Below are 14537 nucleotides of genomic sequence, written 5' to 3' on the forward strand. Positions count from 1 at the left end.
ATATCTTTTCTATCTTTGCCGTTTAGCAAAAACAGAACATGAAGATTTCTTATAAATGGCTTAAGCAGTTCATTAAAACAGACAAAACTCCTGAAGAAATTTCTTTGATACTGACCAATATTGGCTTAGAGGTAGAAAGCCTTGAAAAGGTTCAGACTATTCCAGGAGGGCTTGAAGGTTTGCTTATTGGCTATGTGAAGGACTGTGTTCAACATCCCAATGCTGATCGGCTAAAGGTGACAAAGGTTGATGTGGGAAACGGTGACGATCTGCAGATAGTTTGTGGCGCTAGTAACGTTGCTGCCGGGCAGAAGGTTGTGGTTGCTACCGTAAGCACTACGGTATATCCTATTAGTGGTGAACCCTTCAAAATAAACAAATCAAAGATCAGGGGCGAGGTTTCTGAAGGGATGATCTGCGCTGAGGATGAAGTTGGATTAGGATCTGACCATGATGGAATTATGGTTCTGGCAGAAGATGCGATGATAGGTTCGTTAGCAAAGGAATATTTTAAGGTCGAGGACGATTACCTTTTTGAAATTGGATTGACGCCTAACCGGGCTGATGCTGCCTCCCATCTGGGTGTTGCAAGGGATTTAAGTGCCTACCTAGGAACATCGATAGAGATGCCAGATGTCTCAGCTTTTCAGACAGATAATAATAGTCTTGAAATTCCTGTAACCGTCGAGGATTCAGAAGCTTGTCCACGTTATTCATCGGTCACGATCAGTGGTGTGAGTGTTAAAGAATCACCCGAATGGTTAAAAGAGAAGCTTAACGTGATCGGCGTGCGTCCCATTAATAACATAGTAGATGTCACTAATTACATTTTGCACGATTTAGGTCAACCCTTGCATGCATTCAATGCGGATGCAATAGCCGGTGGACAAGTGATTGTTACAAAATGTCCTGAAGGGACTTTATTTACTACCTTAGATGAAGTTGAAAGGAAGTTGTCAGCTGATGACCTGATGATCTGTAGTGCGGAAATGCCCATGTGTATTGCGGGCGTTTTTGGCGGCATTGGTTCAGGCGTAGATATTGAAACCAAGAATATTTTTCTGGAGAGCGCATGGTTCAATCCAGTGTCAGTGCGCAAAACCTCCAAACGTTTTGGTTTAAAAACCGATGCTTCATTCAGATTTGAGCGGGGCACTGATCCTAACATGACAGTGGTTGCTTTAAAGAGGGCCGCCATATTAATTCAGGAAGTTGCAGGTGGTACTATTTCATCGTCGGTTTCTGACATCTATCCTACACCGGCACAACCTTTTGCGATTAACATTACATATAAAAATGTGGATCGGTTAATTGGAAAATCTGTACCACATGATGAAATTAAGTCAATACTGATCGGTTTAGGCATCTCTATATTACACGAGAATGAAAGTGGTCTGGCTTTAGAAGTGCCAGCTTTTAAGGTTGACGTAACCAGAGAAGTTGACATCATTGAAGAGATTCTACGAATTCACGGATATGATAACGTTGAGATTCCTTCTCAGATCAGAGCTTCATTAAATTATGCTCCTAAGCCTGACAGTGAAGTTGTGCAAAACCAGGTAGCCGACTTGTTAACTGCCAACGGTTTTAATGAAATCCTTTCTAATTCACTCACCAAGTTATCGTATTCAGCGGATCCAGAGATTGCTGTCAGGATTTTGAATCCTTTAAGTACCGATTTGGATGTGATGCGTCAGAGTTTACTTTTCTCCGGACTGGAGGCAATATCTTATAATCAAAATCGACGTAAGGCTGATTTGAAACTTTACGAATTTGGTAAGATCTACAATCTGGATGCGGATGCTTACAATGAAAATCAGCGTCTTGCAATTTTTATAACAGGAGAGCAGCACTCTGAAAACTGGGGCATATCTTCCCAGAAATCCAGCTTTTATAATTTAAAGGCTTTTGTGGATGGTGTTATCAACCGGTTACATATCAAAGGGTTGAATCAATCCACTAAAGTGTCAGATAGTTTCGGATATGGCCTTAGCTACCTGAGAGGTGATAAAGCATTAGTAAACATGGGTAGTGTCTCTAAAAGTGCTCTAAAGAAACTTGATATTTCTGGTGAAGTTTTCTATGCTGATTTTAATTGGGATTTAGTTTTAAAGTCAATCCGCAATAACGTAATTGCTTATCAGGAAATTTCAAAATTTCCTTCTGTTCGCCGGGATCTTTCTATGCTGTTGAATAAGGAAGTAACATTTGAGCAGCTAAGGCAAATAGCGCTGCGTACCGATAAGAAATTGTTGAAAGAAGTAAACGTGTTCGATGTTTATCAGGGTGATAAGCTTCCTGAGGGGAAAAAATCATATGCATTAAGTTTTATTTTCCAGGATGAGGAAAAAACCCTTACAGATAAACAGATTGACAGTACCGTTCAGAAATTAATTTATAATTTCGAAAAGGAAGCTGGTGCAGAGATCAGAAAGTAATAAAGGAGCGAAGGCAACTAATAACTAAATCCAAATGGGTCAGGTAGCAGATCAATTACATAAGGTAGTAGAAAAGACAACACGGTTGATTGACCTTTGTGCTGCTCTGCAAGAAGAGAATGATTTGTTGAAGCTGGAAAATCAATCCTTGAAAGTTGCTGTTGATACGGGGAAAGAAAAAAAAATAGAACTGGAAGAAAAGCTCCGTATCTTGCAGATGGCCCGCTCTTTAGAAGGTTTGTCGCCGGCGCAAATTGGCACTAATGAAAAAAGCCTTGACATAAAGCAAAAAATTAGCGAATTTGTACGCGAAATAGATAAGTGTATTGTATTGCTGAAAAAGTAATGCGATAGTGAACCAAGCTCAAATGGGAGAAATCTCCATAAAAATAAATATTGCTGACAGAGTTTACCCATTAAAGGTAAACATGGAGGAAGAGGAAATAATACGTAGGGCAGCTAAGATGATTAATGACCGCATTAAAGAGTATCAGGATAACTATGCGGTTAGGGACAAGCAGGATTTGCTCTCCATGTCGGTATTACATTACGCCACAGCAACGCTGAAGGCAGAAAAGAAAGTAATGCATGAAGACACTGAGGTAGCAGATAAGGTTTACCAGTTAGATCAGTTGTTAAACGATTTCTTTTCAAAGTAATGCGTTCTTTATTTAGAGCCTAAGATTTAGCCGCAGTTAAATTTTTAGATTTCACTATTTTAAGCTTAACGCTTCAATATTAAAGAGTTCAATGTGATGATCACGGTTTTGCCTTGATATATCCAAGACTCTAAATGTTTTGATGAGGCTTTATAATACATGAGATTTATAATTTAGTTGCGGTTTTTTTATTTAACAAGAAATTATGGAAATAATACTTTACGTTTTATTAGGATTAGCAGTTGGGGTAGTAATCGGGAGATTCCTGCTTAGAAAACTACTTAAAGGGCAGGAAGTTGCCGCCCAGAATAAGGTTAAAAAGATCTTGAAAGATGCCGAAAGCAAGGCGGAGATATTAAGGAAAGACAAGCTTCTTGAAGCCAAGGAGAAGTTTTTGCAAATGAAAGCTGATCACGAGCAGGAAGTAAATGCAAAGAACAACAGTATTAATCAGCGGGAGAATTCGATCAAGCAGAAGGAGCAATCCATTAATCAGAAGCTTGAAAACATGAATCGCAAAGAGCAAGAACTTGATAATGCTCGCAAAAACCTTGAGAAGCAAACTGAACTAGCTCAGAAGAAACAGGAGGAAGTTGATACTATTAAGAATCAACATATTGTTCAGTTGGAGTCAATAGCAGGTCTTTCGGCTGAGGAAGCTAAGAATCAACTGGTAGATTCCCTTCGCGAGGAAGCCCGTACAAAAGCGATGAGCCAGATCAAGGATATTGTTGATGAAGCCAAATTAACTGCCAGTAAGGAAGCTAAGAAGGTTGTAATTCAAACTATTCAAAGAACGGCCACAGAAAGTGCTATAGAAAACACAGTATCTATTTTTAACATTGAAAGCGACGAAATAAAGGGCCGTGTTATTGGTCGTGAAGGCCGTAATATTCGGGCTTTGGAAGCTGCTACAGGTATTGAAATTATTGTCGATGACACTCCTGAAGCAATCATTCTATCAGGGTTTGATCCAGTTAGGCGTGAAATTGCCCGTTTGGCTTTGCACCGGCTCGTAACAGATGGCCGTATTCACCCCGCACGAATAGAGGAAGTGGTTGCCAAGACTAAAAAGCAGATAGAAGATGAGATTGTTGAAATAGGCGAACGTACGGTAATTGATCTGGGTATTCATGGACTCCATCCAGAGCTAATCAGAATGGTTGGGCGGATGCGCTATCGTTCTTCTTACGGCCAGAATTTATTACAACACTCACGGGAGGTTGCTAATTTCTGTGCAACAATGGCAGCGGAACTTGGGTTGAACGTAAAACTTGCTAAACGTGCAGGGTTGCTTCATGATATTGGTAAGGTGCCAGATGATAATCCAGAATTACCTCACGCGATTTTAGGTATGCAACTGGCTGAAAAGTATAAGGAACATCCGGAGGTGTGCAATGCAATTGGTGCCCACCATGATGAAGTTGAAATGACTTCTATGATCTCACCCATTATACAAGCCTGTGATGCAATTTCCGGTGCTCGTCCGGGTGCCAGACGTGAGGTTGTGGAGAGCTATATTAAGCGATTGAAGGACCTTGAGTCTCTTGCTCTTTCGTATCCGGGCGTTGAAAAAACCTTTGCAATACAGGCTGGTCGCGAACTGCGGGTTGTAGTAGAGAGCGAACGAATTACTGATGCTCAATCTGAGATATTAGCTGCGGATATATCAAATAGGATTCAAACTGAGATGACCTATCCTGGACAGATTAAAGTTACAGTGATCCGGGAAACCAGGTCAGTTTCTTACGCCAAGTAAGTCAAACATAAATACTGCCCTTTAGAACGGGAAACTTCTGCTGCCAGCAATTTTAATTATCGATTGCTTTCCAGGAGTTTCCCGTTTTTTAATGCTTTAAGCTTTTACGTTTGTTTTATCACTAAAGTAAATTTAAGTTTGAAAAAGGTTACCCTATGCAAAAGCAAAATAAAGGCATGAACACTTCCAAAAGCAAACAACAGGATTTAAGACCGGTTGATGTTTATTTTAATAAGTACGCTGAAAGTCATCAAAATCATACGAATGAATTGATCCATTGGATTTGTGTACCGCTGATTGTTTTTAGTCTGTTTGGCTTAATTTGGTCGATACCTTTTCCTCATCTGGAGTTTTTAGGAAGATATAATGGCTATGTCAACTGGGCTTCATTTCTAATCGCATTTTCTATTTACTACTATTACAAGCTTTCACCAGTACTTTCATATGCCATGCTTCTTATTGTAATGATCTTTTCGGCTGGTATAGTTGGCTTAGAAAAGCTTCATAATTTGAATGGCTGGCCACCGATTTGGCAGGTTTGCCTCATAATTTTTATCGTTGCATGGATCGGGCAATTTATTGGTCATAAAATAGAAGGTAAAAAGCCTTCCTTTTTAGATGATGTAAAGTTTCTCCTGATAGGCCCGATATGGTTACTGCATTTCATTTTCAAAAAGGCAGGGATTAGGTATTAGATGACAATTGTTGAAGCACTATAAGTTTAGTCGCCACCCAAAATCACTTTCGCCAATAACATGGTTAATTTAGTAACACAGCCCAGGTGTTCAAAATTGATGTTTAATTCACACAACTAATTAATGTTTTTACTTGGCGGGCTGATGTTTGAGTCATTAAGGTTCAATAAATCAGTTAGTTATTGTCAATTTACTCTTCGAGAGCATGGTTTTTTTTGGTGCTTAACATTAGATTAACACTAACATCACCTATACTTAATTAACATCTAACATTGCGGTAACATTGTGATAATACTTTTGCTGAAACATTAAATTCAGTAGAAGTGAAATACAACGCAATCATAAAGATTTTAACCCTAAGCCTATTTTGCAGCTTAAATGCGCTCCATCTTTTCGGACAACAGCCAGGTAAAATTACCGGTAAAGTAACTGATAAAAAGACTGGTGAAACTTTGATAGGCCTTACTGTAAAACAGGAAGGTACCACCAATGGAGTATTTACCGACGTGGAAGGACGTTACACTTTAGGTAACCTTACTCCTGGTAAGCACGCGATTACCTTCACTTACGTAGGATATAAAAGCAAAAATATTACTGATATTGAAATTGCTGCCGGCAAGGTAACTACCCTTGATGTTGTGATGGAAGAAGCGGGAGAGCAGCTGGCGGAGGTTGTAATTACGGCAACCGCCCGTCAGGAAAGTATCGGGTCTTTATACGCAAAGCAGAAAAACAGTGTAACCGTCTCTAGTGGTATCTCCTCAGAACAAATTCGGAAATCTCCCGATCGGAATACCTCTGAAGTATTAAAACGCGTAAGCGGTACAAGCATCCAGGATAATAAATATGTTATCGTCAGAGGGCTAAGCGACCGATATAATTCTGCCAGACTGAACAATGCTGTTTTACCAAGCTCAGAGCCGGATCGGAAAGCCTTTTCTTTTGACATTGTTCCATCTAATCTGGTTGATAACCTGATTATAAATAAGACAGCGAGCCCCGACCTGCCGGGTGATTTTTCCGGAGGTCTGGTAACTATTAATACCAAAGATTTCCCTGATGAGAACTTTTTAAGCTTTAGTGCTGGTTTGGGTTATAATAGTGAATCAACCTTTAAAACATTCAAGTCAGGGCAACGAGGCGGTTTAGACGCCCTTGGTTTTGATAATGGCAACAGACAACTGCCGAATGGCTTTGCGAGTACTGCCAGATATAATACCCTTCCATTGGCACAAAAGCTCGAACAAACCAAACTGTTTTCTAACTCATTTAACATTGTTCCGGGAAGAGTTGCTGCACCTGTTCAAAATTACCAGTTAACCTGGGGAGGAGTTAAGCAGTTTAAGAATACAGGTTCTTTTGGAAGTATAATTTCACTTACCTATAGAAATTCCGAAAGTATTAACAACTCGCACAGACTTGATTATGAAAATGATGGGCGTGCGGCATATGACTTTCAGGATGATATTTACAAGTATTCAACAAACGTTGGTTTGCTAGCAAACTTCTCCTATAAACAAGGTCGCAATAAGTTCTCTTTTAAAAATATTCTTAACAAATCATTTGATGATTCCTACACTTTCAGAAATGGTGTAAACACTGATAATTCAGTGGCCAGACGGAGCAATACAATGGATCTTACTGATAAAGCATTAGTGAATAGTCAGGTTGATGGGGAGCACTTTCTGGGCCAGAATGACTGGAAACTAGATTGGAATGCCAACTACACTTTTACTTATCGCGATCAGCCTGATTTGCGTGTCCAGTCTTATGCTAAGCCGATTGATGCGGTTAATGATCTATCTGTTCCTTATCGTGCTGAAATGCCTAGCGGGTCTTCAGCCAGCCGACCGTTAAGCCGTTTCTTTTCACGTTTAGATGATTATGCATATGGTGCTTCGGCAACACTGTCTATTCCATTCACTTTTAAAGAAGAGAAAAGCACTTTTAAAGTTGGCGCGTCGGCCTTGTTGAAAGACCGTACTTTTAACGCTAGAGTGTTAGGCTATGTGGGAGCTACTGGTCAGTTTGATAATTCATTACGCAATTTACCTGGCGATGAGATATTTGCCCCTGAAAATATCAATCCGAATGGATTTGTATTAAACGAGATCACCAACAATAACGACAGGTATAAAGCATTGGCAGATCTGTATTCAGGCTTTGCCATGTTTGACAACCGCTTCGGTAAAAAAGTACGTTTAGTTTGGGGTGCCCGTGCCGAGTTCTATAGCCAGGATCTTGATGCCCGTGGTTTTTCAAACGAAAAAGTGAACGCCGATGTGTCCAACCTGGATCTATTACCATCATTCAACCTGACCTACAATGCAACAGAAAAATCTAATTTCCGTTTATCCGGTTCGCAAACAGTTGCCCGTCCTGAATTGAGAGAGCTCGCGCCATTCCAGTACTATGATTTTGTGTCCAACAGTACAACCTCCGGCAATCCCAACCTGATTCGTACAAAGGTCTACAATGGTGATTTCAAATATGAGTATTACCCAAGTTCTGGGGAAGTCTTATCTGGTGGAATATTTTACAAACAATTCAATAATCCTATAGAGCAGATTATCCCTGCCGGAAGCAGTGCTAATAACCGTTTAAGAACTTATGCAAATGCTAATTCGGCTACAAACTTTGGTTTCGAGGTTGAATTTCGGAAACGCTTGAATTTTATCAACAACACAGCCGACTGGTTGAAAGATCTAACTGTCTTCGCTAACTATTCTTACATCGTCTCAGACGTCGATTTATCTAATACAACTACATCCGCATCCGAAAGTAGTCGTTCATTGCAGGGGCAGTCTCCCTACCTGGTTAACGCCGGGTTACAATACAATAACTCTAAAGGCGACTTCGGGGTCAGCATGCTGTACAATCGCATCGGTCAGCGTATTTATGATGTAGGCTTTGAAGGCTATCCATCTATCTATGAGAATTCAAGAGACCTGATTGATCTTCAGTTCAGCAAAAAAATTATGAAATCAAAAGCTGAATTAAAATTAAACTTCTCAGATCTGTTAAACCAGGATATTATTTTCTACCAAAATGCCAATGACAAGAACTCATACGACAGCAAGGTTGATAAGCCATTAAACACCTTTAAGCCGGGTTCTGGGATATCACTTTCTTTCTCATATAATCTGCGATTAAATAATAATTAATTATCTAAAAAGAATTCGAATTTAAGGATTCCTTAACATAAAAATGAAGTTAAGGTAATTGTGCAACTCTACTTTTGGATCAGGAAAACCAAAGAAAATTAAAATGAAGAAACTAAAATTAACTGCGCTGATGATTTGTGGTGTAATTGCTATAAGTTCATGCAGAAAGACTGATGATGGAGATGGCCCGATCATTCCTCAGGCTCCAGAAACCGTTACTGGCGTGATAGCTGCTAATAAAACTTTAACAAATGACCGTGTATGGGTATTGCAGGGATATGTTTTTGTGAATAATAGCGCCACTTTAACTATTGAGCCTGGAACGGTAATCAAAGGCGACCTTACCAATAAGGGTGCTTTAATTATTGAACGGGGTTCTAAATTAATTGCAAATGGTACTGCAACAAGTCCGATTGTATTTACATCCGGTAAAGCAGTTGGTGAACGTGCTCCGGGAGACTGGGGAGGTATAGTACTTTTAGGTAAGGGTATTTCGAATAAAGGCACTGAAGTATTAATCGAAGGCGGAATTGATAAATATTACGGGGGTACAGACAATGCCGATAACTCCGGGTCTTTAAAATTTGTCCGCATTGAGTACGCTGGTATTTCCGCTTTCCAAAATTCAGAGATTAACGCGCTTACTCTTGGGGCTGTTGGTAGTGGCACTGTGCTTGAAAACATCCAGGTTTCTTACGCAAATGATGATGCATTTGAGTTTTTTGGTGGAGCGGTTAACGGTAAATATTTGATCGCTCATGCTACTGCAGATGATGATTTTGACTTTGATAATGGTTACGTTGGCTCTATTCAGTATGCCGTTTCATTACGTAACCCTAAAATTGGCGATACTGACCAGAATAATGGCATCGAGACAGATAATAATGGTGAGGGAACTGCAACAGCGCCGATCACTCATCCTAAATTGTCAAACTTCACCTTGATCGGTCCAAACACAGCTACTCCAGAAAAAGGTGTGATAGGTTTTGGTAACCGTTGGAGAAGATCAACCAACTTCACCTTCAATAATTCAATTATTATGGCATGGCCGAAAGCTGGTTTCTCAATTGAATCTGCTAACTCCTTAGCTTCTTATACTTCTAACGTATCGCAATTCAAAAATAACATTGTACAGGCTTTAGCTAGTCCTTACAGAAGTGATGTTGCTGGTGCTGCAGATGCGATGAAACTTAAAGCTGAAGCTGAAGGAAATGTAACTTTAAGTATAGATCCTGCAGAAGTTAAGTTAACATCTCCGTTTACTTTAACTGCTCCTAACTTGTTGCCCGCTGCCGGTTCACCTGCTTTGCAAGGTACTTTCGCTATAACTCCAGGTGCAGCAACCACAACTTACCGTGGCGCCTTCGGTACTACCGACTGGACTGCAGGATGGACCAACTGGGATCCGAATAGTAAAGTATACTAAAGAACTTTTGATTGGTTTAGTTTATTGGAACCCTGCCGTGAGGTGGGGTTTCTTTTTTTTAATTTGTATGGGTTCAGGGCTCGTAAGAATAAACCACCTTGTAACGTGTGTTTTTCAAACTTGCCGATAACTGGCCAATACGCAGGTCCTCCTTTTGTGGGGTCGGTTCACAAACAGTATATTTTTTGCCCTTATAAACTATATGTGTGCCCAGGGGCTTGTCAAACCCAACAGCCATAGTGATATGTGTGGGGTATAAAAGGGTAATCATCGGCAGATTGTATATTTCTTTCACCAGGTAGAAGAACAAGGCAGCCCGGTCATCACAATCACTTTGATCATAGAAGAGTGTTTGTTCCGGTGATAAGCGTTTTTCCTTTCCAAAATTCTCTTGGTCTTTCTCGTATAAAAAAGCATAACGAGTGAAACGCATTAAATAATCTACACCCTTTTTTTGCTTCATATTTTTTACGTTTTCTCTCAATAGGGGTATTAAAGACTGATAAGTCTCAGCACTCAGTGGAATATTAAAATAAGATTCAAAATCCACACTCGGATAATTAGCAAAGATTTGTTGGACTTCGGGATTCAGTTTTACCTTAAAATGATATGCTTTCTGATCGTAATTAAACTGAAGATCTTTCTCTACGTAGTACTCAGGTTTAAATTCAGGCATCCGAGTCACTTTATAGGAAAAGGAGCCTATGGCTTCGGGGATAACGATGGCAATCGGTTTGTAGGCTGTTCTATTATTAAAACTTTTACCGTAGTCGTGAACATTTAAGCACATGAACTTTTTATCGTCAATCATGAAAAACGGAATGTCTGAAATGTCTTCGTCGTTCCGGACATAGAAGAAGATTTGATCATTGCCTATAGCAAGTCTGGCGTCATACCCTGACTTGCTTAACAAAAACCATTTGTACAGAGTATATCGATTGTAGTTCTCGCTTTTCGGGCTGATTTGCTGGGCGGCTTTTCTGATCAGCTGATAATATAACCAGTCGTTCAGTTGATGCTTTAGTTTATACTCTTTTAATGCTGCTATAACGGGCTCTGACTGCGCCTCCTTTATTGAATGATAAAATGTTTGTATAGCATCTTCAGTAAGGGGCTCATCAAACTCAATAATCATTGATGAATCTACTTCGAGGTTGAGAGTCCCGGAATAAAACTCAAAGCTGATGCGCAGGCTTCGGTTATCTCCAAAGACCGTAGAGGATATAAATGCCAGCAATAGAAAAACTGTAATTTTTACCGAAGCTTTTTTCACGTTAACTATTTGATAACACTAAATTTACATAAATTTAATGGGCTTTTAACACAATATAGGATAGCAACGTGCATTTCTATCCAATATTAAAACATCTATAAAGTTCTCTTGTACTGATTTTGGAAATTTCCGATCTTAGATAACAAACATAAATTACCAGTATTAAGCGACCTTTATTGTTCAACATTAGGTTCTGATTTGTTGCTTACACAATCATCAGGCATAATAGCTACAGCAATCAGTCAAGTAGACAGATAAATTCACTAATGCTAATTCTAACGATATGGCTTACTTAAAATATCTTTCACTGGCCCTTGTATTCTTTCTTACCGTATCATTTACCTATTTCCATCATGGCTGGGCTAACTACGATCAGAAAAAGTTGCTTGATTTTAAATCAGTAGTCGAGGAGTCTACTTATGAAAACCCTCATGCGCTGGTTAAAGTCAAGTACAACGATAAGCTTTGGACGGTATACCTGGCACCTACCAGCCGGATGGCAGATCGCGGGCTCACTGCTGAGATGATCAAGGATGGTACGGAAGTACGGCTAGTCGCCTATCCACATAAGACGATCAAGACAGAAATGCGTGCTGAACGCATCTATGTTAGTGACAAAAAATACGAATTGCGTTAATTTTGCCCGTGCTGTCGCAAGGCCTTGACTGGCTGGAATCTACATCTCTGGCTGAGCAGATCAGGCAGTCTTTATGGTTGTATCCTGCGTTGGAAATTGTTCACATAACGGGAATAACCATTCTTGTTGGCGCCGCTTTTATGTTCGATCTACGTCTGCTTGGCTTTTCTAAACATCTGCCAATTTCAGCGCTGTCGCATCACTTATTGCCCTGGTCGCAAAGAGGGTTGTGGCTGATTATTCCATCGGGAGTAATGCTGTTCATTACCAACGCGAAAACGCTTGGTTTTGATCCCATCTTCTGGCTTAAAATGCTTTTGTTACTTATCGCAGTAGTTAACATGCTAATCTTTCACCGAATTATTTATGTCTCTGCGAATATTAATGGCAGAGTTCCCGCTTCGGCTAAGATCTCTGCCCTTGTTTCAATCCTCGTTTGGATTGCTGTAATTGCCTGCGGTCGTTTATTGGCTTATTGACCTAGTTAAAATCTTTACCCAGTTTTTCCATCATTTCAGACGGTATTTTCTCCATATCAACTATTAAAAAACCATCAAGGCTGTCAGAAAATTTAGGATCGATGTTGAAGCAAATTATTTTGGCATTGAGGCCCAGGTATTGCCTTAACAATACCGGAATCTTCATATTCGAAGTCTCCACATCAGCGATCAGGTCATTCAGGTCTTTCAACGAGCCGCTTGAGTCCAGCAAAACTTCCGTGTCGATTTTTGATAGATCCACCTTAAACTTTTTGCGTGGTTTCACATACTGCGCCAGCTGCAAATCAAAGTGGTTCTTGGTGATATAATTTACAATGAGAGACTTTGAAAACTTCGAAAAGTTATTGCTGATGCTAACGGGGCCAATCAAATAACGGTATTGCGGATTATCAAGCAGATATTTTAGAATGCCCTTCCAAAGTAAAAACAAGGGAAGTGCCTTTTGCTGATATTCTTTGCGTACCCACGAGCGGCCAAGTTCAAGGCTTTTTCGTAAAATGGGATTAAACTGTTCTTTTATCTTAAACAGCTCAGCCACATAAAATCCCTTCCGACCCATACTGTCGAATATCTCATCGCCGCGACCAATACGGTAAGCCCCAACAATTCGCTTCGCTTCTGTATCCCAAATAAACAAATGGTAATAATAAATATCGTATTCATCCAGATCAATTGATTTATTTGTCCCTTCACCTACCTCGCGAAAAGTGATCTCTCGTAGCCGGCCAATTTCTTTGAGAATGTTCGGAATGCTGGCAGCGGGAGAAATGTAAACGTCATAGTTCTTTTCCGACCAGACTTTATCATCCTGCAACGTTGTAACTTCCCGCGTCAGGATCTCTGAATCTATTTCGTTGACAATCGTTTTTGGATGCTTTTTAACCTTAAAAATATTTTTAGGATTAAAAAGCTTCGGTTCGTTTTCAAGGCCAGTACCCAGCGAATAGGTTTTCGCACGGAGGAAAGCCAGCAGTTTATTAGAATTACCTTTAAAGGGTACATCGCCGATGTTTATCGGTTTGCCTATACGGATTCGAATGGTATGCCCCTGTTTGTTAAAAAGCTCTGACGGAAGTTTTGCAGTTCGCAAGGTGGGATGTATCAGGCTAAGAAGGTTAAAGATAAGGCCGTTGTTGCCGTGGAAATAGATCGGCACGACCGGAACATTCGCCTTCTGAATGAGTTTTCCGACAACGGGATGCCATAGCTTATCAGTTACCTGCTGATCTTCAAGTTTAAAGGTTGATACTTCGCCTGCCGGAAAGATCCCAATCGGCGTGCCGGTTTGCAATAGGTGCAATGTGGTCTTAACACCGCCGATACTTGACGAATGCTCGACGTTTTCAAATGGGTTAACTGCAATAAAGTATTCGCTTAGATTAGGTATTTTTTTAAGTAAGAAGTTGGCCATCAGTTTAGCGTCGGGCCTCATAGTGCATAACAGTTTAAGCAGAATTAATCCTTCAATTCCACCATATGGATGGTTTGCAATGGCAATGAAGGCACCTTCTTTAGGCAAATTTTTAAGTTCTCGCTCATCGTACTCAATTTTCACTCCCAGGTTTTGCAGAATTTTATCTACAAAGGCAGTTCCCTGTAAATGACTGGCTTTTTGGAACGTTTCGTTGACATCGTTAATCTTCATAACCTCCATCAACAAGGAGGCCAGCCCAGGTAAATACACTTTATCAGTATGTGTTGCTTTCGCGAACTCTTCTTTGCTAATGATCTTCATAAATACGGATTCTATAGTATCTAAGCTTAAATTCCACTAATTTATAGCTAATAATCTGAATGGATCAATCTGATTTATATCTGATCTTCAAAGCATATGAAATTGAATTATTATATTAGATAAATCTGAAAGTCTGCAAAAGAAAGATAGATGGATTATCATTGGTGACACTTCTGTATGATAATCGGTAAAGCTCATAAGCATATTGCCTGTAATCTATACCCGCTTGTCCGGAATTAAAGCCTGTGTTT

General features: G+C 39.9%; 11 protein-coding genes. 9 read left to right on the plus strand and 2 right to left on the minus strand.

The features are described 5' to 3' along the window. Positions 1 to 38 precede the first annotated feature (38 nt). From pheT to AC1MCB_RS01075, 7 genes are all read left to right on the plus strand, one after another. Positions 39 to 2438 carry a phenylalanine--tRNA ligase subunit beta gene (pheT, locus tag AC1MCB_RS01045; RefSeq protein ID WP_479966891.1) on the plus strand — a complete coding sequence of 800 codons (2400 nt, stop codon included), beginning with the start codon at positions 39 to 41 and terminating at the stop codon, positions 2436 to 2438. Between the two features lie 34 nt (positions 2439 to 2472). Further along, on the plus strand, positions 2473 to 2784 hold the full coding sequence (locus AC1MCB_RS01050) for a hypothetical protein (RefSeq protein ID WP_479966892.1): 312 nt from the start codon (positions 2473 to 2475) through the stop codon (positions 2782 to 2784). 22 nt (positions 2785 to 2806) lie between these two features. Continuing rightward, positions 2807 to 3097: a cell division protein ZapA gene (locus AC1MCB_RS01055; protein WP_479966893.1), complete on the plus strand. Its 291-nt coding sequence runs from the start codon at positions 2807 to 2809 to the stop codon at positions 3095 to 3097. A 205-nt stretch (positions 3098 to 3302) separates the two neighbouring features. Beyond that, the gene (gene rny / locus AC1MCB_RS01060) at positions 3303 to 4856 is read left to right on the plus strand and encodes a ribonuclease Y (RefSeq protein WP_479966894.1); all 1554 of its coding nucleotides are present in this window, start codon (positions 3303 to 3305) and stop codon (positions 4854 to 4856) included. Positions 4857 to 5011: 155 nt separating this feature from the next. Beyond that, positions 5012 to 5551 carry an Mpo1 family 2-hydroxy fatty acid dioxygenase gene (locus AC1MCB_RS01065; RefSeq protein ID WP_479966895.1) on the plus strand — a complete coding sequence of 180 codons (540 nt, stop codon included), beginning with the start codon at positions 5012 to 5014 and terminating at the stop codon, positions 5549 to 5551. A gap of 323 nt (positions 5552 to 5874) precedes the next feature. Further along, positions 5875 to 8715, plus strand: a complete 2841-nt coding sequence (locus tag AC1MCB_RS01070; RefSeq protein ID WP_479966896.1) for a TonB-dependent receptor — start codon at positions 5875 to 5877, stop codon at positions 8713 to 8715. A gap of 103 nt (positions 8716 to 8818) precedes the next feature. After that, on the plus strand, positions 8819 to 10141 hold the full coding sequence (locus tag AC1MCB_RS01075) for a hypothetical protein (protein WP_479966897.1): 1323 nt from the start codon (positions 8819 to 8821) through the stop codon (positions 10139 to 10141). Between the two features lie 73 nt (positions 10142 to 10214). Here the strand turns inward: AC1MCB_RS01075 and AC1MCB_RS01080 are convergent, their stop codons facing one another. Further along, entirely contained in the window at positions 10215 to 11414 is a 1200-nt protein-coding gene (locus tag AC1MCB_RS01080) for a hypothetical protein (protein ID WP_479966898.1), read from the minus strand. A 283-nt stretch (positions 11415 to 11697) separates the two neighbouring features. Between AC1MCB_RS01080 and AC1MCB_RS01085 the strand changes: the two genes are divergently transcribed. Next, the gene (locus AC1MCB_RS01085; protein WP_479966899.1) at positions 11698 to 12051 is read left to right on the plus strand and encodes a DUF6152 family protein; all 354 of its coding nucleotides are present in this window, start codon (positions 11698 to 11700) and stop codon (positions 12049 to 12051) included. Between the two features lie 8 nt (positions 12052 to 12059). Beyond that, on the plus strand, positions 12060 to 12530 hold the full coding sequence (locus AC1MCB_RS01090) for a DUF6644 family protein (protein WP_479966900.1): 471 nt from the start codon (positions 12060 to 12062) through the stop codon (positions 12528 to 12530). Between the two features lies 1 nt (position 12531). On the opposite strand, the gene AC1MCB_RS01095 is transcribed toward AC1MCB_RS01090, so the two are convergent. Next, a complete protein-coding gene (locus AC1MCB_RS01095) occupies positions 12532 to 14286 on the minus strand; it encodes a GNAT family N-acyltransferase (protein WP_479966901.1) in 1755 nt (584 codons plus the stop codon). Between the last annotated feature and the right edge of the window lie 251 nt (positions 14287 to 14537).

This window comes from Daejeonella sp. AP26 (assembly GCF_056680515.1).